The organism is Enterobacter sp. BIDMC 29 (assembly GCF_019378755.1).
In the GTDB taxonomy this organism is placed as follows: domain Bacteria; phylum Pseudomonadota; class Gammaproteobacteria; order Enterobacterales; family Enterobacteriaceae; genus Enterobacter; species Enterobacter ludwigii.
Window position 1 is genome coordinate 2286962 of sequence record NZ_CP080000.1, and the last position, 26791, is coordinate 2313752.

The 26791-nt window shown below is 56.3% G+C and carries 23 protein-coding genes; 9 read left to right on the top strand and 14 right to left on the bottom strand.

Annotated elements, in window-relative coordinates:
* Positions 1–339: 339 nt before the first annotated feature.
* Complete coding sequence (locus JTA15_RS10240; RefSeq protein ID WP_014170865.1) at positions 340–1716, top strand: diaminobutyrate--2-oxoglutarate transaminase; 1377 nt, start codon at positions 340–342, stop codon at positions 1714–1716.
* An 18-nt stretch (positions 1717–1734) separates the two neighbouring features.
* Entirely contained in the window at positions 1735–3201 is a 1467-nt protein-coding gene (locus JTA15_RS10245) for an aspartate aminotransferase family protein (protein WP_025203662.1), read from the top strand.
* Between the two features lie 36 nt (positions 3202–3237).
* Here the strand turns inward: JTA15_RS10245 and JTA15_RS10250 are convergent, their stop codons facing one another.
* Together JTA15_RS10250 and JTA15_RS10255 are read right to left on the bottom strand one after the other, a co-directional pair.
* A complete protein-coding gene (locus JTA15_RS10250) occupies positions 3238–3753 on the bottom strand; it encodes a protein disulfide oxidoreductase (RefSeq protein WP_219373194.1) in 516 nt (171 codons plus the stop codon).
* 70 nt (positions 3754–3823) lie between these two features.
* Positions 3824–4744 carry a LysR family transcriptional regulator gene (locus JTA15_RS10255; protein WP_160890458.1) on the bottom strand — a complete coding sequence of 307 codons (921 nt, stop codon included), beginning with the start codon at positions 4742–4744 and terminating at the stop codon, positions 3824–3826.
* Positions 4745–4866: 122 nt separating this feature from the next.
* Between JTA15_RS10255 and JTA15_RS10260 the strand changes: the two genes are divergently transcribed.
* Together JTA15_RS10260 and JTA15_RS10265 are read left to right on the top strand one after the other, a co-directional pair.
* A complete protein-coding gene (locus tag JTA15_RS10260) occupies positions 4867–6645 on the top strand; it encodes an adenine deaminase (RefSeq protein WP_219373195.1) in 1779 nt (592 codons plus the stop codon).
* A gap of 20 nt (positions 6646–6665) precedes the next feature.
* Positions 6666–8009, top strand: coding sequence for an NCS2 family permease (locus JTA15_RS10265; protein WP_193162479.1), 1344 nt, complete (start codon positions 6666–6668; stop codon positions 8007–8009).
* Here the strand turns inward: JTA15_RS10265 and JTA15_RS10270 are convergent.
* From JTA15_RS10270 to JTA15_RS10280, 3 genes are read right to left on the bottom strand one after another with little or no spacing between them, the layout of a single operon-like run.
* The gene (locus tag JTA15_RS10270; protein WP_193162481.1) at positions 8006–10204 is read right to left on the bottom strand and encodes a polysaccharide biosynthesis tyrosine autokinase; all 2199 of its coding nucleotides are present in this window, start codon (positions 10202–10204) and stop codon (positions 8006–8008) included. The two genes, JTA15_RS10265 and JTA15_RS10270, sit on opposite strands and share 4 nt — an antisense overlap.
* Entirely contained in the window at positions 10204–10653 is a 450-nt protein-coding gene (locus tag JTA15_RS10275) for a protein tyrosine phosphatase (RefSeq protein WP_279257685.1), read from the bottom strand. The genes JTA15_RS10270 and JTA15_RS10275 overlap by 1 nt, the downstream gene beginning before the upstream one ends.
* Positions 10653–11792, bottom strand: a complete 1140-nt coding sequence (locus tag JTA15_RS10280; protein ID WP_219373196.1) for a polysaccharide export protein — start codon at positions 11790–11792, stop codon at positions 10653–10655. The genes JTA15_RS10275 and JTA15_RS10280 overlap by 1 nt, the downstream gene beginning before the upstream one ends.
* A gap of 489 nt (positions 11793–12281) precedes the next feature.
* Between JTA15_RS10280 and JTA15_RS10285 the strand changes: the two genes are divergently transcribed.
* Positions 12282–12614, top strand: coding sequence for an RcnB family protein (locus tag JTA15_RS10285; protein ID WP_008500887.1), 333 nt, complete (start codon positions 12282–12284; stop codon positions 12612–12614).
* Entirely contained in the window at positions 12589–13044 is a 456-nt protein-coding gene (locus JTA15_RS10290) for a GNAT family N-acetyltransferase (protein WP_370629329.1), read from the top strand. Before JTA15_RS10285 ends, JTA15_RS10290 begins: the two co-directional genes overlap by 26 nt.
* A gap of 94 nt (positions 13045–13138) precedes the next feature.
* On the opposite strand, the gene apbC is transcribed toward JTA15_RS10290, so the two are convergent.
* A complete protein-coding gene (gene apbC / locus JTA15_RS10295) occupies positions 13139–14248 on the bottom strand; it encodes an iron-sulfur cluster carrier protein ApbC (protein WP_020883218.1) in 1110 nt (369 codons plus the stop codon).
* 137 nt (positions 14249–14385) lie between these two features.
* On the opposite strand from apbC, the gene metG reads away from it, so the two are divergent.
* A complete protein-coding gene (gene metG, locus JTA15_RS10300; RefSeq protein ID WP_020883217.1) occupies positions 14386–16419 on the top strand; it encodes a methionine--tRNA ligase in 2034 nt (677 codons plus the stop codon).
* Between the two features lie 64 nt (positions 16420–16483).
* Here the strand turns inward: metG and JTA15_RS10305 are convergent, their stop codons facing one another.
* From JTA15_RS10305 to JTA15_RS10315, 3 genes are read right to left on the bottom strand one after another with little or no spacing between them, the layout of a single operon-like run.
* The gene (locus JTA15_RS10305) at positions 16484–16954 is read right to left on the bottom strand and encodes a DUF1456 family protein (protein WP_014170878.1); all 471 of its coding nucleotides are present in this window, start codon (positions 16952–16954) and stop codon (positions 16484–16486) included.
* Between the two features lie 52 nt (positions 16955–17006).
* Positions 17007–17726: a two-component system response regulator BtsR gene (gene btsR / locus JTA15_RS10310; RefSeq protein WP_020883216.1), complete on the bottom strand. Its 720-nt coding sequence runs from the start codon at positions 17724–17726 to the stop codon at positions 17007–17009.
* Positions 17720–19405, bottom strand: a complete 1686-nt coding sequence (locus JTA15_RS10315) for a sensor histidine kinase (RefSeq protein WP_047355766.1) — start codon at positions 19403–19405, stop codon at positions 17720–17722. The genes btsR and JTA15_RS10315 overlap by 7 nt, the downstream gene beginning before the upstream one ends.
* Positions 19406–19622: 217 nt before the next feature.
* Here JTA15_RS10315 and mlrA point away from each other — a divergent pair, with 217 nt between their 5' ends.
* The gene (mlrA, locus tag JTA15_RS10320; RefSeq protein WP_020883214.1) at positions 19623–20363 is read left to right on the top strand and encodes an HTH-type transcriptional regulator MlrA; all 741 of its coding nucleotides are present in this window, start codon (positions 19623–19625) and stop codon (positions 20361–20363) included.
* A gap of 69 nt (positions 20364–20432) precedes the next feature.
* A complete protein-coding gene (locus JTA15_RS10325) occupies positions 20433–20546 on the top strand; it encodes a protein YohO (RefSeq protein WP_010433613.1) in 114 nt (37 codons plus the stop codon).
* On the opposite strand, the gene JTA15_RS10330 is transcribed toward JTA15_RS10325, so the two are convergent.
* The 5 genes from JTA15_RS10330 to bglX all read right to left on the bottom strand — a co-directional run bounded on the left by JTA15_RS10330 (position 20521) and on the right by bglX (position 26716).
* Positions 20521–21258 (bottom strand): ABC transporter permease, encoded by a 738-nt coding sequence (locus JTA15_RS10330; protein WP_020883213.1) that lies wholly within the window; start codon positions 21256–21258, stop codon positions 20521–20523. The two genes, JTA15_RS10325 and JTA15_RS10330, sit on opposite strands and share 26 nt — an antisense overlap.
* A complete protein-coding gene (locus JTA15_RS10335) occupies positions 21242–22192 on the bottom strand; it encodes an ABC transporter ATP-binding protein (protein ID WP_047955873.1) in 951 nt (316 codons plus the stop codon). Before JTA15_RS10335 ends, JTA15_RS10330 begins: the two co-directional genes overlap by 17 nt.
* Positions 22185–23342: an ABC transporter permease gene (locus JTA15_RS10340; RefSeq protein ID WP_219373198.1), complete on the bottom strand. Its 1158-nt coding sequence runs from the start codon at positions 23340–23342 to the stop codon at positions 22185–22187. Before JTA15_RS10340 ends, JTA15_RS10335 begins: the two co-directional genes overlap by 8 nt.
* Positions 23343–23354: 12 nt before the next feature.
* Positions 23355–24272 carry an ABC transporter substrate-binding protein gene (locus JTA15_RS10345; protein WP_014170886.1) on the bottom strand — a complete coding sequence of 306 codons (918 nt, stop codon included), beginning with the start codon at positions 24270–24272 and terminating at the stop codon, positions 23355–23357.
* 146 nt (positions 24273–24418) lie between these two features.
* Entirely contained in the window at positions 24419–26716 is a 2298-nt protein-coding gene (gene bglX / locus JTA15_RS10350; protein WP_183516145.1) for a beta-glucosidase BglX, read from the bottom strand.
* Positions 26717–26791 lie beyond the last annotated feature (75 nt).

Consider the following 26791-nt stretch of genomic DNA (forward strand, 5'->3'; position numbering starts at 1 on the left):
ATATTTTGCAGGTAATGTCGAGATAATGCGCTTAAAGGGGCTATCTGCCCCCCTTAACGTCCCTCAATGGCACGATTTGTCACACACTTTTCTCTCTTTTTACAGTCCTGACAAAATACGCGTAACCGGCTGTTTTTGTTTGGCATAAAGCGCAATTTTTATTCTTAAAATGAGGATATTCCCTCCCCCGTACCGCATGTCATAAAACAGTAAACAAATTAACCATTGAGCCTCGTGACAAAAGGCTCTATATTGGCGGCGTTTTTTTCAGGCCCCCATCTGTTTTTTAACTTTTTATTCAATCGTTGCTCATAACGAAGCGGCGGTTGTAGGAGTGATATGATGACGGATAAAGTCCGTATTGACACCGTAGATGCCCACAAAAGCAACGAAACCTATCTGGCCCGTCAGGCCGAGTTTGAATCTAACGTCAGGAGTTATCCGCGCAAACTGCCTTTAGCAATCACTAAAGCAGAAGGCGTGTGGATCACCGATGCAGACAATAAAGAATACCTTGACTGTTTAGCAGGCGCAGGGACCCTTGCGCTTGGACATAACCATCCTGATGTGCTGAAAAGCATCCAAAATGTCATTACCAGCGGCTTGCCGTTACATACTCTGGATCTGACTACGCCTCTGAAAGACGCGTTCTCAGAATATCTGCTCTCTCTGCTGCCTGGTCAGGGCAAAGAGTACTGCCTGCAGTTCACCGGTCCATCCGGTGCTGATGCCGTTGAAGCGGCGCTGAAACTGGCGAAAAAAGTGACCGGTCGTAGCGGTATCATCAGCTTCTCTGGTGGTTACCATGGTATGACTCACGGCGCACTGGCCGTTACCGGCAACCTGTCTCCGAAAGAAGCGGTTAACGGTATGATGCCAGAAGTGCAGTTCATGCCTTACCCACACCAGTACCGTTGCCCACTGGGTATCGGCGGTGAGGCGGGTGTGAAAGCGCTGACCTACTATTTCGAAAACCTGATCAACGACGTTGAAAGCGGCGTGCGTAAACCTGCGGCAGTGATCCTTGAAGCCGTTCAGGGTGAAGGCGGCGTGAACCCGGCTCCGGTTGAGTGGCTGCAGCGCATCCGTAAAGTGACTCAGGAACACGGCATTCTGCTGATCCTCGACGAAGTTCAGGCTGGCTTTGCCCGTACCGGTAAATTCTTCGCCTTCGAACACGCGGGCATTGAGCCAGACATCATCGTGATGTCTAAAGCGGTTGGCGGCGGTCTGCCACTGGCGGTACTCGGCATCAAAAAACAGTTCGATGCGTGGGCACCAGGCCACCACACCGGTACCTTCCGCGGCAACCAGCTGGCAATGGCAACCGGTCTGACAACGCTGAAAATCCTGAAAGACCAGAACATCGCGGGCAAAGTGGCCGCACAGGGCGAATGGCTGAAAGGCCAGCTGAACGAGATGGCGAAACGCTATCCGGTTATCGGTCACGTTCGCGGCCTGGGCATGATGATCGGGATTGAGATCGTTAAGCCACACGAAGCGGCAGACCACATGGGTTGCTACCCGGGTGATGGCGAGCTGTCTGCACTGATTCAGAAGAAGTGCTTCGAAGCCGGCCTGATTCTGGAGCGCGGTGGTCGCAACGGTATTGTTCTGCGTCTGCTGCCTTCCCTGCTGATCAGCGATGATGAGCTGAAAGTCTTCCTGGATAAATTCGAGCAGGCGCTGCTTGCTGCGGGCGTTCGCCCGGCGTAACCGGAGTTGTTGAACACGATGTCAGATTCAAACCCAATTTTGTTCTCCTCTGCACAGAGCATTGAAGCTTACCAGCAGGCGATTGAACAAAGCACTCAGGCTGTGATGCAGTGGCTGAAACAGCCTGAGATGTATCAGGGCAAAACGGTCGCGGAACTGCGCGACCGTATTAAGCTGGATTTCAACCCGAAAGGGCTGGGCAACGAAGCGGCGATTGAACGCGCCGTGGAGTTCTTCCTGAAAGACAGCCTGTCCGTTCATCACCCGCAGTGTGTGGCGCACCTGCACTGCCCAAGTCTGGTGGTTAGCCAGGCGGCGGAAGTGCTGATTAACGCCACTAACCAGAGCATGGACTCCTGGGATCAAAGCCCGTCCGCAACCATCATTGAGATCAAGCTGATCGAATGGCTGCGTACCCGCGTGGGTTATCAGGCTGGCGACGCTGGTGTGTTCACCAGCGGCGGCACGCAGAGTAACCTGATGGGTCTGATGCTGGCCCGTGATGCGTTCTTCGCGCGTCAGGGTCATTCCGTTCAGCAGGACGGCCTGGTTGGCGATCTGCGTAAAATCCGCGTGCTGTGCTCTGAAAACGCACACTTCTCCGTGCAGAAGAACATGGCGCTGATGGGTCTGGGCTACCAGTCCGTCGTGCAGGTGAAAACGGATGAATTCTCGCGCATGGATCTCAACGATCTGGCAGCGAAAATTGAGCAGTGCAATGCTAACGGCGAGCAGATCCTGGCGATTGTTGCCACTGCCGGTACTACCGATGCAGGTGCAATCGATCCGCTGCGTGCCATTGCTGAACTGGCGGCGAAACAGAATATCTGGGTACACGTTGATGCGGCCTGGGGCGGCGCACTGCTGATGTCTGAGCAGTATCGTCACTACCTGGACGGTATCGAGCTGGTGGATTCTGTTACTCTGGACTTCCACAAGCAGTTCTTCCAGACCATCAGCTGCGGTGCGTTCCTGCTCAAAGAAGCGCGCCACTATGAGCTGATGCGCTATCAGGCGGCCTATCTGAACTCTGAGTTCGATGAAGAAGCTGGCGTGCCTAACCTGGTGTCCAAATCTCTGCAGACGACCCGTCGTTTCGACGCGCTGAAGCTGTGGATGAGCCTGGAAGCGCTGGGTCAGGAACAATACGCGGCGATCATCGATCACGGTGTTACGCTGGCACAGCAGGTTGCGGCTTACGTGAAAGAGCAGCCTGCTCTGGAACTGGTTATGCAACCGCAGCTGGCAAGCGTACTGTTCCGCTTCCGTGGACAGGTACAGATGGACGACGCGGGTATCGCCCTGCTGAACCAGAAAATTGGTGATGCGCTGCTGGAATCCGGCCGTGCTAACGTCGGCGTGACCGAGCATAACGGCGTCACCTGCCTGAAGCTGACTCTGCTGAACCCAACCGTGACCCTGGAGGACATTAAAGTCCTGCTGTCGCTGGTTGAGCGTACCGCACAGGAAGTTCTGGCGAAGTAATATCCAGCCCCTCTTCCGCCGGAAGAGGGGCTCTCTTTACAGCCCTGCCCACCACAGTCTGAGCTTCATTCCCCAGTAACTTGTCCACCCCGTAGTAGTACTGACCACTTCCCCCTTCGACACGATCACCAGCGTCGGTGTTACGCTCACCTGCCACGCCTGTGACAGCGCACCGTTGGCATCGTTGACCACCGGCATGACCAGCTGTTTCTTGTCGACCCAGCGCGCCAGCTTTGCATCGTCGCCGGAACGCATGGCGATACTCACGACGTTGCCACCCTGTTCTGCCAGCGTATTGACCGAGGGCGTCGTAAACCGGCAGATGCTGCACCAGGTTGCCCATACGTATATCAGCAGCGGGCGTTCCTGGCTGAGTGCCGTTATATCGTGGATCTTTCCGTCGATGCTGTGCATCGGTGTAGCGCTAAAGCTGGCGGGGAGTGTGGGCTTGCGGTATTGATCCACGCCCCACATGACGGCCAGCGCGAGCAGAAAGAAGATGATCCCTTCCCGCGCCCAGCGGCGCAGTCGACTGAATTTGCGGTTTTCCATTGTGACCTCTTGATGAATCGACGGTCATCTTAGCGAGCAATGCGCCATCACGCTGTAAAGAAGTGTCGGGTCATTTCGTTCGCAACGTGTCGGCCATCAGCGTAAAGCAGGATTCGATAAGCGGAGGAAGCGGCTGCGGCGCGCGCATTAACGCCACCGTGCGGGCCAGGGCCGGTTGTTGAAGATGTACCACCCTCAGCTGCGGATCCTGGAGGTGCGTGGTATAGAGCTGCGGTAAAATCGCCACGGCGAGTTTCGAGCGCACCAGACCATACAACGTTTCGATGTAGTCCACCTGATAGCGTGTCGGCAACGACAAACGGTGGCTTTCCGCGAGCGCCGCAACCAGACGCTGAATATTACCTTTTGAGAACACGGCGATATCCCGCCCTGCCAGTTGCTTCCAGGGCAGGTGCGCCGACGCGGCCAGCGGATCGTCGCTGTGAATGACCGCGACAAACGGATCATCCTGTAAGGGAAACACGTTCAGCTGGTCGGGAACAGAGTTATCGAGCGCACCAATGCCGAAATCAATCTGCCCTTTCAGCAGCTGGGCCACCAGCGCATCGTTGGTTTGATCGTGAAATTCCACCCTGAGGCGGGGAAAAGCCTGCGCGAGCGTCCGGGGCAACAAGGGGAACAGCAGCGAACTCACGGAAGGGATCAGCCCGATACGCACCGTACCTTCTCCGCCCGCCTGAACAATGTGCTGCATGTCGTCAAACGCAAGCTGCGCCACGCTGAGCACCCGCTGCGCGTGCGGCAGGATGGCATTGCCAAGCTCCGTCAACGTCACGGCCGAGGCGGTCCGGTTAACCAGTTTACCCCCAAGCACCGTCTCGATTTGCCGCAACGCACTGCTGAGGGCCGGCTGGCTGATAGCCAGTTTGCTGGCGGTATCAGTAAAATGACGCAGTTGCGCCAGAGTGACAAAATACTGTAGCTGTCGAAGAGAGAGCGCGGGCAAGCGCTGCCAGGGTTCCGTCATGATTATCCATTACACGCGTCACAGAATAACCCGGGGTTATCGGGCGATAAGTTTTATCAGCTGGGCAAACGTTTGCCGTGTGCATAGAGTAGCGTCATTATTTTGATGCTGGAACTGTTAATTGCATGACTGCTGAAACCCGACGCCGCGCCGTTCAGGCTGCACGAGGCGTAATGCCCTTTGACCTGCTGCTCACCGATACCCGTATTGTGGATATGGTCACTGGTGAGATCCGCGAAGCGGATGTTGGTATCGTGGGATCACTGATTGCCAGTGTCCATCCGCGCGGCAGCCGCAACGACGCACATGAGACCCACGCGCTGAACAACCAGTTTCTGTCGCCTGGGCTGATGGATACCCACGTCCACCTTGAAAGCTCCCATCTTATGCCCGCCCGCTACGCGGAGATTGTGCTTGCACAGGGCACCACGGCGGTCTTCTGGGATCCGCATGAACTGGCCAACGTGCTGGGCATTGACGGCGTCCGTTTTGCCATTGAGGCCAGCCGCAATCTGCCGCTGCAGGTGATGGTCGCCGCGCCTTCAAGCGTGCCCTCAACGCCCGGCCTGGAAATGTCCGGGGCGGATTTTGCCGGAGACGAGATGAACACCCTGCTTGGCTGGCCGGAAGTGCGCGGTGTGGCTGAAGTGATGGACATGCACGGGGTGCTTAATGGCAGCCAGCGTATGCTTAAAATTATGCAGGCCGGGCTCGACAGCGGAAAGCTGATTGAAGGCCATGCCCGCGGTCTCAGCGGTGCGGATTTACAGGCTTATCTGGCAGCAGGCGTGACTTCTGACCATGAGTTAACGTCAGCTGACGATGCGCTGGAAAAACTGCGTGCCGGGCTGACGCTGGAGATCCGCGGTTCGCACCCTTATCTGCTGCCCGATATTGTCAGCGCCCTGAAAACGCTCCCCCATCTTTCGTCTCACATCACGGTTTGTACCGATGATGTTCCGCCAGACATCCTCATGGAAAAAGGCGGGATCATCGCGCTGCTGAACCTGCTGATTGAACATGGATTAGCGGCCACCGACGCACTGCGTTTTGCAACGCTCAATGCGGCCATACGCCTGCAGCGTAACGACCTGGGGCTGATTGCCGCCGGGCGTCGCGCGGATCTGGTGGTGTTTGACTCGCTGGATAAACTGACGGCGCGCCAGGTCTACGTCGCCGGAAAGCTGATTGCCCGGGACGGGGCAACGCTCGAACCTGTTGCTGATACGCCTCTTACGTTGCCGCGTGATACCGTACGGTTGTCTGCCCTGACCGCTGATGATTTTTGCATGCGCATTGGCAACGCGAACCATGGCGTGGCTCGCTTGCGCCACATCTGCGGCGCGCGCTTTACCCGCTGGGGTGAAACAGATGTGCAGGTGCGCAACGGGTGCGTGCAGATCCCGGACGGCTTTAGCCTGATCTGGGTTCAGCATCGCCATGCCCGTCATGCAGCAAAACCGCAAATTGCCCTGCTTCAAGGCTGGGGGGAACTGCGCGGGGCGATTGCCACCAGCTACTCGCACGACTCTCACAACCTGGTGGTTTTGGGCCGCGATCCGAACGATATGGCGCTGGCTGCCAATACGCTTATCAACAGCGGTGGTGGCATGGCGCTGGCGCAACAGGGTGACGTGATTGCCCACGTTGCCATGCCGATTGCGGGCATGCTGTCGGAACTGCCACCTGCCGAGCTGGCGCTGCAGCTCAGGACGCTGCGCGATCGCAGCAGTCTGATTGCCGACTGGGAACCGCCTTATCGGGTCTTTAAGGCCATCGAAGGAACCTGCCTTGCCTGTAATGCCGGGCCACATTTGACCGATCTTGGACTGACCGATGGCAGCACGCGCCAGATTGTCGATCCGCTGATTTCTTACCGGGAAACCCCGGACAACACACAATAATACCGAAGGAGAGCCGGATAATGGCCGACAATACCGTTAATTCGCCAGCACCAGGGCGCTGGCTTGAACGTCGTTTTGCACTCCGTGCACGCGGGAGCACCGTGCGCACGGAGTGCCTGGCGGGGATCACCGGTTTTCTCGCCGCCGCCTATTTGCTGGTGGTGATCCCGGGGCTGCTGGCCGTGGGAGGAATGGATAAAGGCGCCGCGACCACGGGCACCATTCTGGTCTTCGTTGCCGGGACGCTGCTGATGGCGTTTTACGCCAACCTGCCGTTTATCGTCGGGCCAGGAATTGGTGGCTCGGTGCTGATCGGGGTGACGCTTGCGGGCAGTGAAGGCATTGGCTGGCAAATTGGTCTGGGTATCGCCTGCTGGTCGGGGATTTTATTCTTTCTGCTGACCCGGTTTGGCCTGCGTGAAGTGGTGACCCGCTCGGTGCCGCAGTCCATCAAGCTGGGGCTGACGGCCTCCATCGGGCTGTTTGTCGCCGTACTCGGTTTCCGCAACGCCGGGCTGGTGCTGGCGAATGCCAAAACGAACGCACTGATGCTGGGAGATTTTTTATCACCCGGTGCGCTGGTGGCGTTGCTCGGCCTGTTCCTGGCTATCGGCCTGCAGGCTCGTCGTATTCCGGGTGCGATCCTGTGGGCTATCCTGCTCGCGACCCTCGTGGGTATTCCGATGGGCGTCACGAAATTACCCGCCAGTTTTATCGATGTGCCCCATTCCATCGCTCCCGTCCTCGGGCATGTCGATATGCTGGGCGCGCTGAATATTGCCTTTCTGCCATTCCTGTTTGTCTTCTTCGCCTCCGAGTTTTTCTCCACCATGGGAACAACGCTGGCGGTGGGCGGGGAAGCAGGGCTGCTGGATGAAGAAGGCAATATGCCAAACATTAACCGCCCGTTTATGGTGGACTCCATTGCCGCCGCGATTGGCCCGTGGGTAGGCATTCCTGCCGCCACGGCGCTGATTGAATCGTCCGCAGCCGCGGAAGCCGGCGGCAAAACCGGCATGACCGCGCTGGCCGCGGCGGTAATGTTCCTGCTGATGCTGCTGTTTACCCCTGTGGCGCTGATGATCCCGAAAGAAGCCACGGCGCCCGCCCTGATCCTCATCGGGCTGAATATGTTTAGCGGTTTACGTAAGGTTGATCTGGCGAACTTCACCGACGGCTTGCCGGTGTTGATGATGGTGATGATTACGCTGATTGCCAACAGTTTCGGGACCGGTATTGCGGGCGGGCTGCTGTTTTATATCGTTATCAAAGCGATAGCCGGGAAATGGCGCGATATCCCCGTCGGTCTTTGGATCCTCGCCATTCCCCTGGTGTATTACTTCGCCACGCTGGTGAAGCACTAACCCTCACGCCTCTTTTCCTTCGGGGTATAGCCGTAGTCGAAATGGCTATACCCCGCGCTGTAATACAGCGCCGCAGATTTCACGATATCATTGAGAATGGCACCGTTCACCTGCACACCCATCTGCTGCAGACGCTTTACACAGTTTTCCGTCTCTTTCACGTTGGTTTTACCAAAGCGGGCAACCAGTAACGTGGTTGCGGCCACTCTGGCAATCAGCACCGCATCGGTCACGGCCAGCACCGGCGGTGTATCAACGATAACAACGTCATAGTGTGCGTTCATCCCCGACATCACCTCCTGGAAGCGTTCTCCCATGAGCAGCTCCACGGGACGTAACGGCTGGGGACCACAGGTCAGAACATCAAAGCCCGCCTTATCAACGCGCTGGATCGCCTCCTGCCACGCCACATTTCCCTCAAGGACAGCGGATAATCCGTGATGGTTGTTCAGCTTAAAGAGATTATGCACATAGCCTTTACGCATATCCGCATCGATAAAGAGCACCCGCTTTCCGGCCTGAGCCGCTATTGATGCCAGTGACGTGCTGACCAGCGTTTTGCCGCAATTCTGTGTGGGGCCCGTAATCACCACGATCTGGTTTGAGGCGTCCATCATCGTGAAGTGCAGGCTGGTACGCAGTCCGCGCATCGCTTCAACAAACATATCCGCTGGCCGGTCTGTGGGCAGGAAGGGGATATCCGAAGTTTTGTGTTTCCCGTGGGGCGCCAAAAAGTGCTTTCGGCGCAAATGCGTTTTTTTCCACAGCCAGACCGAGCGCGGCAGCGTCGCCAGAACCGGCATCCCCTGCTCTTCTATTTGCTCTGACGAGGTGATCCCTCGCCGACAGGCAGTACGAACCAACACCCAACCCATGGAGACCATCAGCCCTAGCAGCACGCCAGGCAGAATAATAAGCGCTTTACGGGGTTTTATTGGCTCAGGTTGCGTAACCGCGGTATCAATGATCCGCACGTTGCCGATGGCGCTGGAGCGTGAAATGTTCAGTTCCTGTTGGCGTGTCAGCAGCTGCAGGTAAATGGTACGCCCGGACTCGACATCACGGCTCAGGCGCAACACTTCCTGCTGGGTAGAAGGCATAGATGAAACCCGGCTGTTCAGGCGCGCGCGTCCCTCTTCGAGCGTTTGTCGCTTCTCCCGTAATGCGCGATAGGTCGGGTGATCCTTTTTGAAAAGCTGAGAAACCTCTGCCTCACGAAAGGTCAGTTCGTTGAGCTGATTTTCCACGTTAACGACCTGATCCAGTACGGACTTCGCCTCAAGGGATAAGTCGACGGAATCGCGCTGCGCCCGATAGGCATTCAGTCGTGCTTCGGCCTCATCCAGTTCGTGACGGACCTTAGGTAACTGCTCCTGCAAAAACGCCAGACTTCGGGAATCCTGTGCCTCCTGGCGCGCAATATTCTGGCTGAGATAATTTTCTGCAATCGTATTGAGCACCACCGCTATCCTGTCCGGGTCTTCACCCGTCAGCGTCAGGGTGATCATACCGCTCTGTTTACCGGATTCCGCGACAAAAAGTCTCTTCTGCAGCGCGTTAATTGCCTCAAGCCTGGTAAAGGCTTGAAGGGTAAATTGGGTCCCCGGCTCCGCGCTGAGCGAGGTCACCAGAAGCGTGATCCCGTCTTTCACCAGCCGTTTGCCAACCCTACCGTCAGCCTTAAGCGTCTCCCCTTCCAGACGATACCGGCCCTGCCCCAGCACGGTCAGGACAACCGCTTGCGGTTTCCCCTCCTGCTGGGGCAGGGTAAGCTCACCTATCGTCATGTTGCCCGGTTTGCTGCCGCGTAGACGTTCCCAGAGGCGCCCCACAACCGGGAGAACGCGCTGTTTTACCTGATATGTCAGCCCCAGATTATCAACGGTTCCCCCCAGGATCATGCGCGATTTAAGCAGCAACAGTTCAGGTTCAGCGTCGGGTGAAAGGTCAGACCCAAACTGGCTTAAGCTTTTAAGCAACGAGTTGTCCTGCTTTGCTTCTATTTGTACCAGGGCATCCGCCTGGTAGACCGGCGTGGCGCTAAACGCGTAGAGCCCCGCGCACACCGTAAACAGGAGCGTGACCAGCCCGATTAACATGCGGTGATCAATCATCTCAGCAAAGAGCTGCATAAGATCGATTTCATTACTGTGCGGTGCGGCAGCACCGTATTTATCTGATGTATGAGAAGACATTAACGCTTAATTCCTTTTTGACCCACACGACGAGCCCATTCCTGACTGGCTTTTACCAGTTGCCCGAAAACATATTCAAACGCTTCACGACTTTTGCGGTAAGGATCGGGAATGTCCTTGTTTTCCAGCCATTGGCCAAACAGCAGCGATTTTCCACGACATTCGGGTGACACGGCGGCAATAAAACGCAGGTGCTCCGGCTCCATCACCAGAATCAAATCGGAGGTTTGCAACATGCTGCGCGTCATCTTGCGTGCCACATGCCCCTCCAGCGAAACGCCGTAACACCGGGCCACCTCCCGTGCAGTTGCATCCGCCGGGCGTCCTTCAAATCCGTAAATCCCAGCCGATGTCACGAGTCTGCCGGGCAGCTGTTGTCGCAACAGCCGCTCCCCCATCGGCGAACGGCAAATATTGCCGGTGCAAACCACTAAGATTGAGTTGAACATTATTGCGGCCATGAACGGATGAAGCGGACGGTTTCGGTCAGGTCATGGACACCGCTGATGGTGGGTACCAGCTGTGTGATCACGCGATTCCAGCGTGACAACGGCGCGGTGGTGACGTAGACAATGTCATACGGTTCCAGCTGGAATTCCGTCCCCAGTACCATCGCGGAGGCATCCTTCGCATTGAGCTGATAAATATTGGCAATTTTGTCCGTCGCCCCTTTTTTCGCTACCGAACGAATAACAAAAATCCCGGTTGCATCGGCCATATTCTGATCCAGCCCGCCTGCATTCCCCAGGGCTTCCGCCAGGGTCATTCCGCTACGATCCATCTTCAGCGTGCTCTGCTTCACCACCTCGCCCATCACGAACACTTTTAAGGCATCGTTACGCGGAACAAAGAGGATATCGCCCGGATACAGCAGCTTATTCTGGCTTAAATCACCGTGCTGCATCAGCGCATAGAGCGAAAGGCGCGCGTCCTGGCCATTATGCGTGAGGACCACGTTACGCCAGTCGGCATCCGCGGAAAGCCCACCTGCGGCGTTGACCGCGTCCATTACCGTCAACGGAATATTGGTTATCGGTTGCTGGCCTGATTTTGCCACCTCTCCCGTCACATAGGCTTTTTGTGAGCGGAAAGACGCCACGCTGACATCCACCTGCGGGCTCTCAATAACCTTCTCCAGTTGCGTGGTGATTGCTTCACGCACCTGCGCGACCGTTTTGCCTGCAACATGCAGTTTTCCGACGTAGGGATAGAAGAGCGTTCCATCCGCATTCACCCAGTTACCCGCGTCACTCGCGGTACGATACTGCCCTGCGGGCGTGGTTAATTCCGGATGATCCCAGACGGTGACCGTCAGGATGTCGCCGGTGCCTATGCGGTATTCCCAGTTTTTGACCTGCTCATCCAGAGTAGGATTTGCCTGAGATTTGAGGACAGGCGGTCGCAATCTTTCAATGAGCGCCGGGGTCAGGGGATAAATTTCCACGTGTTGATCGAGCTGATAATTCGCTTCTCCGTCAGCCATGACTTTTTTCCCGGTAATGCTGAGATCCTGCCCTGGCGAAAATACGCAACCAGTTAACTGGCCGACTGAAAGAAATAAAAGTGAAAATAGCGTTGTATTTTTCATTTATATAAAAAGTTCTTTTATTGTTGTGTTTGTTGTTAAACAGATAAAAAATAAATTCATTTACATTAAAATTTTCAACGGGTTATTGTTTTAGCGGGCGTATTACAAAAAACAGATAACGTTTCCCTTCCTGGCGATAAAAAAGCAAAATCGTTCCCATTCTTTTGGAAAAAATGGAAAGAGATTGATGTCATACGGAGGCGATATTAAATGTTCTTACGTGGGAAAGCATGCGTTGAACAGTCCATTTGCGAAGTGAGAAGGTATTTTCAGAATTGATTAATGAAATAATAAATATTGGAAATATCAAACTCGGGAGATATTGGCTGTAGTGATACTGCACGCGTCATTACGACTACACAAAACCGTCCACTTTTGTTACATTTTTTTTCAAACACACCATGCTTTGGTACTTAAAATGGACTGTCTGCCTCGCGTTCCATGAACCCGCAGACGAAAAGTATCTGTAACGATATCACTGGAGAAAAAATGGCTAAGCGTAAATTGCTGCTTCTGGGTGTATTACTGTCTCTGGCGGGTTCCGCGTTTTCTGCCCCGCAAACCGCCGCTGCGCCATCAGGCATTAAAGCCTATGAGGAACAAGAGTTCATCGCTGATTTCACCAAATTCAAGATTGGCGACACCGCACCGGCGCAGTATCAAACGCCTGAGTACACCATTAAACAGTACCAGCTGCGTAACCTGCCGGCCCCGGATGCGGGTACCCACTGGACCTATATGGGCGAGAACTACGTCCTGATTGGCGATGCAGATGGCAAAATCTACAAAGCCTACAATGGAGATATCTTCTATCACCGCTAATGACATTTTAATCCGGCCCTGGCTGGAGAGCGATCGCCCCTTTTTGCGAACACTCTATCTCCACGCACGGCGCGAGGCCTGGCCATGGCTGGACGGTTCCGAGTGGCAGCTTGAAGACTTTGACGCGGCAACCCGCGACGAAGTGATTTGGGTGGCCGTTCAGGACGGGCATCGACTGGGTTTTGCGTCGGTGTGGACGAACGACAATTTCCTGCATAATCTGTTTGTCGATCCGCAGTATCAAGGTCTGGGCGTCGGTCATTTGCTCCTTGAACAGGTGCAAAACGCGTTCACCAGTACGGGTTCGCTGAAGTGTCTGGTAAAGAATGACCGGGCTGTTGCCTTTTACCAGCGCCACGGCTGGCATATTGAAGCGAAGGGTGACTCGCCGGAAGGTGAGTACTTTTTAATGCATTACGTACAGCGTTAAACGCGGGTGACGCTTCGCTGAGCCGGCCTACAACACGTTATTTCCGTAGGCCGGGTCAGGCGCAAACGCCGCCCTGCAATTCAGACTAAAGCACTCACACCGCGCGAAACGCAATTTCACTCGGGATGACTTCGCCCTGCCAGTAAAGCTGCGCCGCAACGCGCCCCGCCAGCTGTCGATACATCTCTGCAAATTCGCTGTCCGGACGGCTGACGACCGTCGGCTTCCCGCTGTCCAGATCTTCACGCAGCGAGATGTGCAGCGGCATCTGCCCAAGCAGTTGGGTGTGATACTGCGCAGCCAGTTTTTCTGCCCCACCGGTGCCAAAGATAGGCTCATGGTGTCCGCAGTTGCTGCAGATATGCATGCTCATGTTCTCGACAATACCCAGCACCGGCACGTCCACTTTCTCGAACATCACGATGCCTTTTTTGGCGTCGATCAGCGCGATGTCCTGCGGGGTGGTCACCACGACCGCTCCCGTGACCGGAATGTTTTGCGCCAGCGTCAGCTGAATGTCACCGGTGCCCGGCGGCATATCCAGCACCAGATAATCCAGATCGGGCCACATTGTCTCCTGCAGCATCTGCATGAGCGCTTTGCTGGCCATCGGGCCACGCCACACCATGGCGTTATCGTCAGTCACCAGATAACCAATGGAGTTGGTTGCCAGACCGTGGGCCATGATCGGCGCCATGTGCGTGCCATCCGGCGAGGTTGGGCGCTGGTTTTCCGCGCCCAGCATGTTAGGCACAGACGGCCCGTAAATATCGGCGTCCAGAATACCGACTTTCGCCCCTTCGGCTGCCAGCGCGAGCGCCAGGTTTACCGCCGTGGAGGATTTACCCACCCCACCCTTGCCTGAACTGACGGCAATGATGTTTTTCACGCCGTTAACGCCCGGGTGGTTTTTCACACGCTTGAGGGTGGCGATGCTGTGGGTCAGCTTCCAGTCAATGGCTTTCGCGCCGGTAATGCGCAACAGCTCAGAGCTGGTTTGCTCTTTCAGCGCGTCAAACGCGCTGGTCCAGACGAAGGGCATCTGCAGCTCGATGTGCAGCGTATCGTCCAGCCATGCGACATGGTGTAACGCTTTCAGCGTGGTGAGATTGTGCTTCAGGGTTGGATGCTGAAAGTTAGCCAGCGTCCCGGCGACCATTGCTCTTAAGGCTTCCGGTGATTTGGCCTGGGATTGAGAACTCATCCCGACTCCTTTGTTCTTGTGAATAAGACCTTAGATGAACAAGTTTACCTGAAAGGCCGTGGTTTGTGCTTACTTAATAATGCCCCTTTTGGTAATATCAAAAACCCTTTTCACAGTTAAAAGAAGTAATGCCTACTATGACTCAAGTCGCGAAGAAAATTCTGGTAACGTGCGCACTGCCGTACGCCAACGGCTCAATCCACCTCGGCCACATGCTGGAGCATATCCAGGCTGATGTCTGGGTCCGTTACCAGCGAATGCGCGGCCACGAGGTTAACTTCATCTGCGCGGACGATGCCCACGGCACGCCGATCATGCTGAAAGCGCAGCAGTTGGGGATCTCCCCAGAGCAGATGATTGCCGAAATGAGTCAGGAGCATCAGACCGATTTTGCAGGCTTTGACATCAGCTATGACAACTATCACTCCACGCACAGCGACGAAAACCGTGAGCTGTCGGAGCTGATCTACTCTCGCCTGAAAGAGAACGGTTTTATTAAAAACCGCACCATCTCTCAGCTGTACGATCCGGAAAAAGGCATGTTCCTGCCGGACCGCTTTGTCAAAGGTACCTGCCCGAAATGTAAATCACCGGATCAGTATGGCGATAACTGCGAAGTATGCGGCGCAACCTACAGCCCGACTGAGCTTATCGATCCGAAATCAGTTGTTTCGGGTGCCACACCGGTAATGCGTGATTCCGAGCACTTCTTCTTCGACCTGCCGTCCTTCAGCGAAATGCTGCAGGCGTGGACCCGCAGCGGCGCGCTGCAGGAGCAGGTCGCGAATAAAATGCAGGAGTGGTTCGAATCCGGTCTGCAGCAGTGGGATATCTCCCGCGATGCACCGTACTTCGGTTTCGAAATTCCGAACGCACCGGGTAAATACTTCTACGTCTGGCTGGATGCGCCAATCGGGTACATGGGTTCCTTCAAGAACCTGTGCGACAAGCGCGGCGACACCGTCAGCTTTGACGAATACTGGAAGAAAGATTCCGACGCCGAGCTGTATCACTTTATCGGCAAAGACATTGTTTACTTCCACAGCCTGTTCTGGCCGGCGATGCTGGAAGGCAGTAACTTCCGTAAACCAACCAACCTGTTTGTGCACGGCTATGTGACGGTCAACGGCGCGAAGATGTCCAAATCTCGCGGTACGTTCATCAAAGCCAGCACCTGGCTGAACCACTTCGACGCGGACAGCCTGCGTTACTACTACACGGCGAAGCTCTCTTCCCGCATCGACGATATCGACCTGAACCTGGAAGATTTCGTGCAGCGCGTGAACGCCGACATCGTCAACAAAGTCGTGAACCTGGCTTCCCGTAACGCAGGCTTTATCGCCAAGCGTTTCGACGGCGTGCTGTCTGCCGAACTGGCCGATCCTGAGCTGTACAAAACCTTCACCGACGCCGCCGCGGCGGTTGGCGAAGCCTGGGAAAGCCGTGAGTTCGGTAAAGCGATTCGTGAAATCATGGCGCTGGCTGACGTGGCTAACCGCTACGTTGACGAGCAGGCACCGTGGGTTGTCGCGAAACAGGAAGGCCGCGACGCCGACCTGCAGGCGATCTGCACCATGGGCCTGAACATGTTCCGCGTGCTGATGACCTGGCTGAAGCCGGTACTGCCACAGCTGGCCTCCCGCGCTGAAGCGTTCCTCAACACCGAGCTGACCTGGGATGCTATCCAGCAGCCGCTGCTCGGCCACAAGGTGAATACCTTCAAGGCGCTGTACAACCGCATCGAGATGAAGCAGGTAGAATCCCTGGTGGAAGCGTCTAAAGAAGAGGTGAAGGCTGCCGCTGCGCCGGTGACTGGCCCGCTGGCAGACGATCCGATTCAGGAGACCATTACCTTTGATGATTTCGCCAAGGTCGATCTGCGTGTCGCACTGATTGAAAACGCGGAATTTGTCGAAGGCTCGGACAAACTGCTGCGCCTGACGCTGGATCTGGGCGGTGAGAAGCGTAACGTCTTCTCCGGAATCCGTTCTGCCTATCCTGATCCGCAGGTGCTGATTGGCCGTCAGACCGTGATGGTCGCCAACCTGGCACCGCGCAAAATGCGCTTCGGCATCTCGGAAGGCATGGTGATGGCGGCAGGTCCTGGCGGGAAAGATATCTTCCTGTTAAGCCCTGATGAAGGCGCCAAACCAGGTCAGCAGGTGAAATAATAAAAAAGCCGGAGATAATCTCCGGCTTTTTTTTGCCTCTTCATCCTTCACGCCCCGGTACCACTCACGGCTTAGCGTGATGCACCCGGTGAGTCAGTCCGCGTAAAAAATAACGCAAAAACTGGTCGCCGCACTCGCGGTAGTTCTTATGGTCCGGCGCACGCATCATGGCGGTGATCTCCGGCATCGACACGCGGTGCTTCTGCTCTGTCATAATCGCCAGAATATCGTCTGTTTTCAGTGAAAACGCGATACGCAGCTTTTTCAGCACCGTGTTGTTATTCACCCGACGCTCAAGCGCCAGTTCTGGTGCTGAGTCATCTTTCCCGCGCTTGTCGTAGATGAGGCCGTTCAGGAAGCCAGACAGGATAATGTCAGGGCAGCGAACAAACCCCTCTTCATCCTCTTTTGTCATCCAGGTGTCGAAACCGGCAGAGGTGGACTCCATGCCAGCAAGCGCAAGAATGCGCACCATATCATTATTGTTTGCTTTCAGGGTGTAGCGCAGGCTACGGAGAATATCATTACTGAGCATGGGTGCCTTTAACTTAACTGTCGATGATGCAATGGGGCGCAGTGTACCAGTTTTACAGGCCGATCGCCTCTTTCAAACTCTTAAGGTAGCGGCGACTGACGGGGACGGTTTGCCCGGCACGCAGCACCAGCTCTGCCTGTCCGTTGTCTTCCAGCCGGATCTCTTTCAGGTGCGCCATGTTCACCAGATACTGGCGATGGCAACGAACGAGCGGCGTTCGGCTCTCCAGCGTCCGCAGCGTCAGCTCGGTAAAGCCTTCGTTCCCCTCCGCGCTGGTAACAAATACGCCGCTCAAACGGCTGCTGACAAACGCCACATCGTCCATCTGCAGAAGGTAAATCCGACTGTGGCCGGTGCAGGGGATAAACTTCAGCGGCTGCTGGTTTTCCGGCAACAGCGTGACATCCTGCACGGTGCGCTCCTGGCGCAAACGGCTGAGGGTCTTTTCAAGACGCTTCTCTTCAATCGGTTTCAGTAAATAATCGAATGCGTGCTCCTCAAAGGCTTTGACGGCGTATTCATCGAAGGCGGTCAAAAACACAATGTAGGGGCGATGCTCCGGGTCGAGCATTCCGACCATCTCCAGGCCGCTAATTCGGGGCATCTGAATGTCGAGGAACAGCACGTCCGGGCGCAGTTTGTGAACGGCGCCAATGGCCTCAATGGCGTTTGCGCACTCCCCCACAATCTCAATGTCAGGCTGCTCCTGCAACAGAACGCGCAGGTTTTCCCGTGCTAACGGCTCATCATCCACAATCAGCACTCTTAGCATGCGTTTTCCTCCAGCGGCAGTCGTAACGTAATACGGGTGAATCGGTCAGGCTCACAGGCGACGGTAATGCCACAGTCATCACCAAAGTGCGCGCGCAGGCGTTTATCCACCAGGCTCATCCCTAATCCGCCTGAGGTGGAAGGCACGTAAAGCCCGGCGTTATCTTCAATATCCAGCACCAGATGATGGTTAAAGCGGCTGGCGGAAATGGTGATCTCCCCAATTCCCAACAGCTGTGACGTACCGTGTTTAATGGCGTTTTCCACAATAGGCTGCAGGGTAAAGGCCGGAAGATGCTGATACGCCAGCTCATCCGGGACGGACAACGACACCTGCAGACGAGTCTGGAAGCGGGCCTGCTCAATCTGCAGGTAGGCATTAACATGTTCTATTTCATCGGCCAGGGTCACAATCTCGGACGGACGTTTAAGGTTTTTGCGGAAAAACGTCGACAGGAACTGAACCAGCTGCGCGGCCTGATCGCTGTCACGGCGGATCACCGCTTTGAGCGTATTAAGCGCATTGAACAGGAAATGCGGATTCACCTGAGCGTGCAGGAGTTTAATTTCGGATTGCGTCAGCAACGCTTTCTGACGCTCATACTGCCCGGCGAGGATCTGCGCGGAGAGCAGCTGAGCGATGCCCTCTCCCAGCGTACGGTTGATAGAGCTGAACAGACGGTTTTTCGCTTCATAAAGCTTGATGGTGCCCATTACCCGCTGGTTTTCCCCGCGCAGCGGAATGACCAGCGTGGAGCCCAGTTTACACTGCGGGTGCAGCGAACAGCGGTAAGGAATTTCGTTGCCGTCGGCATACACCACTTCCCCGGTTTCAATGGCGCGCAGCGTATAGGCGGAGGAGATCGGTTTCCCTGGGAGATGGTGATCGTCGCCCGTGCCGGTAAAAGCCAGCAACCGTTCACGGTCAGTTATCGCCACCGCGCCGATATCCAGCTCCTTATAAAGCACCTGCGCCACCTTCATGCTGTTCTCTTCGTTAAAGCCCTGACGCAGGATCCCCTCCGTCGAAGCGGCGACCTTCAGGGCCGTTGCGGAAAACGCCGAGGTGTACTTCTCAAACATGGCGCGCTTGTCGAGCAGAATACGCATAAACAGCGCAGCACCCACGGTATTCGTCACCATCATCGGGGCGGCGATATTGCTCACCAGATGGAGCGCATCGTCAAACGGCCGGGCAATCAGCAAGATGATGGCCATTTGCGCCATTTCAGCGACAAAGGTGATCGCCCCGGCGGTGAGCGGGCTAAAGACTTTATCCGGACGGCCGCGCTTAATCATGTAGCTGTGAACCAGTCCGCCGAGCAGCCCTTCGACGATCGTTGAGATCATACAGCTCAGCGCCGTCATGCCGCCCATCGAATACCGATGCAGGCCACCGGTTAACCCGACCAGCCCACCGACCACAGGGCCGCCAAGCAGCCCGCCCATCACGGCACCGATGGCTCGCGTATTGGCAATGGAGTCTTCGATATGGAGACCAAAATAGGTTCCCATAATGCAGAAAATAGAGAAGGTCACGTAGCAGAGCAGCTTGTGCGGCAGGCGTACGGTAACTTGCATCAGCGGAATGAACAGACGCGTTTTACTCATCAACCATGCGATGACAAGAAACACGCACATCTGCTGAAGCAACAGCAGCACCAGATTAAACTCGTACATACTCAAAACCGCACACCCTCAAAACGCGTAACATACACTGCTGGCGGTAAACTTTCTTTGAAGCGCGGCAAAAAAGCTGCAATTCGTGCCCGGCATCACACCTTTTGCCGAACCTAACGCCTGCTTCGCATTATTCGTGCAAAAAACAACCATTTCTTCCTGGTTCAGTAAACAGGGACTACAGTTAAGCTGGGGACGCGTAAGCCAGGGGGCGAATATGGCGCTTTACACAATCGGTGAAGTGGCACTCCTTTGTGATATCAATCCCGTCACGCTACGGGCATGGCAGCGACGGTATGGATTACTCAAACCGCAGAGAACGGACGGAGGCCATCGTCTCTTCAACGATGCCGATATCGACCGGATCCGCGAGATCAAAAGCTGGATCGATAACGGTGTGCAGGTTGGCAAAGTGAAATCCCTGCTCAGCCATGACGATCCAGACACGCAGCTTCTCTGGCGCGAACAACAGGAAACGTTGCTGCGCCTTCTGCAGGCGGGCAATCTGCAGCGCCTGCGCGCATGGATAAAAGAGCAAGGGCGCGATTATCCCGCGCAAACGCTGATCACGCATCTTTTCATCCCGCTCCGTCGACGCCTGCAGTGCCAGCAGACCACCCTGCAGGCGCTGCTGAGTATGCTCGACGGCGTCCTGATCAACTACATTGCCGTCTGCCTTGCCTCGGCGAAGAACAAGCACGGAAAAGACGCGCTGGTGGTCGGCTGGAACGTGCACGATACTACTCGCCTGTGGCTGGAGGCCTGGATTGCCACCCAGAATGGCTGGCGCGTTGACGTCCTTGTGCACTCGCTGGCGCAATTTCGCCCTGAATTGTTCGACGGCCAGACCCTGCTGGTCTGGTGCGGAGAAGTGCCTTCCGCCTCGCAGCAACAGCTGATGACGGAATGGCGTGAACATGGCTACCCGGTTTACTCGCTTGGCCCGGAAGAGCCGTAACGGCATTTAATGGTTCATTAACAGCTGCGCTTCACCGTATAATTGTTCCGTTAACAACAGGAGCACATGATGAAGGCAACCAAACTGGCCGTAATTACCCTTTTTGTTCTGATGGCCGTAAGCGGTATCGGCGGCGTGATGCTGGCCGGGTATTCGTTTATTGTTCGTGGCGGTGTCGGCTGAGATACTGCGCCAGACGCTCAAAAACGCGATCGACGACGATTGCCGCCAGCGCCACCAGCAACGCCCCCTGCACAATATAGGCCGTATTGAACCCGCTTAAGCCGATGATAATCGGCGTTCCCAGGGTGTTGGCCCCCACCGTCGACGCAATGGTCGCCGTCCCGATGTTGATGATCACCGACGTACGGATCCCCGCAAGGATGACCGGTGCCGCCAGGGGGAGTTCAACTTTGCGCAGCCGCTCTGCGCGACTCATCCCCATCCCTTCAGCAACGCTCAGTACCGACGCAGGTACCGCCGCAATACCGGCCAGCGTACCCTGCAGAATGGGCAACACACCGTATAAAATCAGCGCAATGATGGCCGGTTGCTGACCAAAACCCATCACCGGCACTGCAATCGCCAGCACCGCCACCGGCGGAAACGTTTGGCCAATCGCCGCAATGGTCTCCACCAGCGGGCGAAACTCCCGGCCCGCGGGGCGCGTGACCGCGATGCCCGCCCCCACGCCCAGTACAATAGCGACGGCACTTGAGAGCACCACCAGCCAGAGATGGGCCAGGGCGAGATTAATAAAACTCTCCTGCTGATACACCGGCCGCGGCAAGTCGGGGAAGAGCGTGCTAAACAGCGCCGCGCTGTGCGGCATCAGAAACAGCAAAGCGACAAAGAGCACGACCAGCCAGAGCAGCGGATCACGAAGTGCCTTCACGTGTCACCTCCCCTGCCAGCAGATCGCGAAAATGCAGGGTGCCACTTGGCGCGCCCCGGGCATCCGCAACGGGCAACACTTCACACTGACGGGCAACAAACGCCGAAAGCGCATCCCGCAAGCTCATCTGTTCCTGCAGAGGCTCGCCACTCACCGTCGCGTCCTGTCGACGCATATAGTCGCTGACCGTACGCAGCGAGAGCAGCCTGACGCCCAGCTCGCTGTGGCCAAAAAACTCACGCACAAAATCGTTTTTCGGCCAGGTCAGCAGCTCAAGCGGCGTCCCCTGCTGCACCACCTCACCATGGTCCATCAGCACCAGATGGTCGGCCAGACGCAGCGCCTCATCAATATCGTGCGTCACAAGAATGATTGTTCGCCCCAGAATGCGATGAATGCGGGTCATTTCCGCCTGCAGTGCGGCGCGCGTGACCGGATCCAGCGCGCCGAAGGGTTCATCCATCAGTAACACCTGCGGATTGGCCGCCAGCGCACGCGCTACGCCCACCCGCTGCTGCTGGCCTCCGGAAAGCTGGTGCGGGTAGCGTTCACGCAGCGCAGGTTCTAACCCGAGCAGAGACATCAGTTCATCAACCCGGTCGGCAGTTTTTGCCCGCGACCATTTCTCCAGCTGCAGCACGGTGGCGATGTTCTGCGCGACCGTCCAGTGCGGAAACAGGCCGATGGACTGGATGGCATACCCCATACGACGACGCAGTTCCAGCACAGGCAGGCTGCGGATCTCTTCTCCGGCAAAGCGGATCAGACCGCTGTCATGCTCAACCAGGCGGTTAATCATCTTCAGGGTGGTGGATTTTCCCGACCCCGATGTGCCAATCAGCACAGAAAATGCGCCCTCGGCAAAATTCAGATTGAGATGGCTTGCCGCCGGACGACCCGCAAAGGTTTTACTGACATCGTGAAATTCAATCATTGGCTCTTCTCCTGAGCAGCGCGAGCCATAAGACAAACAGCGCGTCGATGACAACCGCCAGCGCAATCGTGGGCACCACGCCCAATAACACCAGGTCCAGGGCGCTACTCAACAGCCCCTGGAAAACCAGCGCGCCAAAGCCGCCCGCGCCAATCAGCGCCGCAATCACCGCCATGCCAACGGTTTGCACCGCCACCACCCGCAGGCTGCGCAGCAGCAGGGGCAAAGCCAGCGGCAGCTGGATCTTCCAGAAACATTGTCTCGCGCTCATCCCCATTGCATGGGCACTTTCCAGCACGTCCGGCGCGACCTGGCTCAGCCCGGCCACCACGCCGCGCACCAGCGGCAGCAGCGCATAGAGCACCAGTGCGATAAGGGCTGGCGTTAAACCGGTTCCGGCGATCCCCATCGTTCCCAGCACCGGGAACGACTTCACCAGCCCGGCCAGCGGAGCAATCAACAGGCCAAACAGAGCGACGGACGGGATGGTCTGAATCACATTCAGCACGGCAAACACCCCACCCTGACGTGAAGGGTGGCGATAGCACCACATACCCAGCGGTATGCCGAGCAGTAAGGCCGGGATCAGGGTGCCGAAGAGGATCGTGAGGTGTTGCGCCAGGGCGTCATTAAACACCTCCTGACGGTTGGCGTACTCTTTTAACAGCGAGAGATTATTCAGCTCACCGCTAAACAGCAGCAGCAATGGAATACACCATATCTGGGCATTGAGTATCCAGCGCCAGACGGATGTTGAGATAAGACGGCGAATAGCATCGCTGCAGGCCAGCAGACACAGCGCCAGCCAGAGCCACAAACCGCTACCCACAGAGGTTCTTGCCAGCGGACTTTCCGCCGAGGTCATGTGCGTTGCTGCAAGCCCGCCTCCCCAGAATAAGGCGATAAACAGCCCTTCACAAAGCAGCAGCGTCAGCCACTGAGCCGTGCGTCCTTGCCAGAGCGACAACGCAACCCACGCGCCCAGTGCCGTCACCAGCAACCACGGCGTAAATGACCAGACCTGCCAGAGCGAGCGACTCTCCCCCGACATCAGGCGATTCGGGGCCACATTCACAAACGGTAACGCGACCGCCGCGATGGCCACACAGGCCAACAGCAGCAGTACGCGGTTATGACATTTTATTGGCACAGCCCTGTCCTGTTACTTCACAAGCCCTTGTTGTTTCAGGAAATCGGCGGCCACTTTTTTGGCATCCAGTCCCTCAACGGCAATGCTGGCATTCAGCTGTTGCAGCGTTTTTGCATCCAGCTTTTCGAAGACCGGTTTGAGCCATTCAGCAATATCCGGGTACGCTTTAAGTACCGCTTCCCGCACGACAGGTGCCGGGGCGTAAATCGGCTGGACGCCTTTTGGATCGGTTAAGGTTTGCAGGCCAAGCGCCGCGACCGGACCGTCGGTGCCGTAAGCCATCGCCGCATTAACACCCGACGTTTGCTGCGCAGCGGCTTTGATGGTCACCGCGGTATCACCGCCCGCCAGAGAGAGCAACTGGGCCTGATCCAGTTTGAAATCATAGGCTTTTTCAAACGCCGGCAGCGCATCCGGACGCTCAATAAACTCAGCGGAAGCCGCAAGCTTAAAGTCACCCTTCTCTTTCAGGTAGCGACTCAAATCCGCAAGCGAGGTCAGCTTTCCTTTCTCCGCCACGTCCTTGCGCACCGCGATGGTCCAGGTATTGTTGGCCGGCGCCGGCGTCAGCCAGACCAGCTTATTTTGCTCAGCGTCGAGTTTTTTGACTTTTTCATACCCGGCTTTGGCATTTTTCCACGCCGGATCGTTTTCATCTTTGAAGAAGAACGCGCCGTTGCCGGTATATTCCGGGTAGATATCCAGCTCGCCGGAGGTAATCGCGCCGCGTACCACAGGCGTGGTTCCCAGCTGGACTTTATTGACGGTTTTAACACCGTGGCTTTCCAGTACCTGCAGAATAATGTTACCGAGCAGCGCACCTTCGGTATCTATCTTGGAACCCACTTTTACCGGTTCTGCCGCCTGTAATGGCAGACTCAGCGCCGCCAGTAACACCGCTGAACCCAACATCCCCTTTGCAATCGTCATTCCACTGTCCTCATTTTTTTGCTGCCTTTTTCAGAGGCTTGAGAGAAAAGCGTAGCTTAAAACGGCGGAATTAACCGTCAAAATGCCTTTTTAACATAAGGTAAGACGCATCCCCCGCAAAGCGGGGGATGCAAGGGAGGGAAACGTCAGAGCAGCTCGAACTCGCCTTTATTAACGCGGGCGGAATCGACCCCGATAAAGACGTTAAACTTGCCTGGCTCCGCATCATATTTCATCTGCTGGTTCCAGAACTTCAGCGCATCCACGTCGATGGGGAAGCTGATGGTTTTGGTTTCGCCCGGCTTCAGGTTGACCTTCTCGAAGCCACGCAGCTGTTTCACCGGACGGCTCATGGAGGCGGTCACATCCTGGACGTACATCTGAATGACCGTTGCCCCTTCGCGTTTACCGGTGTTGCTCACCTCGACGCTTGCGGTAACTTTGCCGTCACGCTTCAGGCTCGGCGCAGACATTTTGACGTCAGAAACCTTGAAGGTGGTGTAGCTCAGACCGTAACCAAACGGATACAGCGGGCCGTTCGCTTCATCGAAGTAACGGGAGGTGTACTTATTCGGTTTGTCGGCGTTGTACGGACGGCCGGTATTCAGGTGGCTGTAGTAAACCGGGATCTGCCCGACCGAGCGCGGGAAGGACATTGGCAGCTTGCCTGACGGGTTGTAATCGCCAAACAGCACGTCGGCAATCGCGTTACCGCCTTCGGTACCGGCGAACCAGGTTTCCAGGATCGCGTCGGCCTGCTGGTCTTCTTTGACCAGCGCCAGCGGACGACCGTTCATCAGCACCAGCACCAGCGGCTTGCCGGTCGCCTTCAGGGCGGCAATCAGATCGCGCTGGCTTTGCGGAATGGTGATGTCGGTACGGCTGGAGGCCTCATGCGCCATCCCCTGCGCTTCACCCACTACCGCGACAACCACGTCAGATTGCTTAGCGGTGTTCACCGCTTCATCAATCATCTCTTTCGGCGAACGCGGATCGACCTTCACCGCCTCTTCGTACTGATTGAGGAAGGTGACAATGTCTTTATCGTTGGTGACGTTCGCCCCTTTGGCGTAAACCACTTTCGCGTTCTCACCCACGGCATTCTTGATACCGGTCAGCACCGTGACGGACTGATCGGCCACCCCCGCTGCAGACCAGCTCCCCATCACGTCGCGCTTGCTGTCAGCCAGCGGGCCCACCACGGCAATGGTGCCGGATTTCTTCAGCGGCAGCGTGTCGAGGCGGTTTTTCAGCAGCACCAGACTTTCGCGTGCCACATCGCGGGCCTCTTTGCGGTGCAGACGACTTTCCGCGTTGGTGTCCGCCGGGTCAGAATCTTTCGGCCCCAGGTGGCTGTACGGGTCGTTAAACAGCCCCATATCATATTTCACGTTCAGCACGTGGCGCGTGGCGTCATCCAGCTCCGCCATGGTCACCTTACCGCTCTTCACCAGCCCCGGCAGGTATTTACTGTAGTACTCGTCGCTCATGCTCATGTTGATGCCGGACTTGAGCGCCACGCGTACCGCATCTTCCGGATCGGAGGCGGTACCGTGCTTAATGAGCTCTTTAATGGCGCCGTGGTCAGAGACGGTGATGCCCTTAAAGCCCCACTGGTCACGCAGAACGTCTTTCAGCAGCCACGAATCGGAGGTCGCCGGCGTGCCGTTGAGGGAGTTCAGCGCCACCATCACCGCGCCGCTGCCGGCATCCAGCCCCGCTTTGTACGGTGGCATGTAGTCGTTGAACAGCCGCTGCGGGCTCATATCCACGGTGTTGTACTCTTTACCCCCTTCCACGGCGCCATAGGCCGCGAAGTGTTTGACGCTGGTCATCACCGCGTAGCGATCTGCCGGGCTCTTACCCTGCATCGCTTCCACCATGGTTTTCCCCATCGTGGCTGTTAAATAGGTATCTTCACCGAACCCTTCTGAGCCGCGGCCCCAGCGCGGATCGCGGGAGACGTCCACCATCGGTGCCCAGGTCATATTCAGGCCATCATCCGCCGCTTCATAGGCAGAAACGCGCCCCACGGTTTTCACCGCATCAAGGTTAAAGGACGATGCCAGACCAAGGCTAATCGGGAAGACGGTACGCTGACCGTGCACCACGTCATAGGCGAAGAACAGCGGAATTTTCAGGCGGCTGAGTTCCATTACCTGATCCTGCATTTTGCGGATATCCGGGCGGGTGACGGTGTTAAAAATAGCCCCGACCTGCCCGTCTTTGATCATCTCGCGGATGGCCTCTTTCGGGTTATCCGGGCCGACGCTGATAAGACGCAACTGGCCAATTTTCTCATCGACCGTCATTTTCTTGAGCAATTCCGTGACAAACGCGTCCCGGGCTTCAGGCGTGAGCGGGTGATTGCCAAACAAATCCTCTGCCAGCGCAGGTTGCAGCGCCAGGCTGACGGCGACACCTACAGAACATAGCCATTTCATGTCGTTTTACTCTCTCATCAATAACCGCCGGAAGAACTCGGCCAGACCGTGCGAAAAGCGCAGTGTGCCACAAAC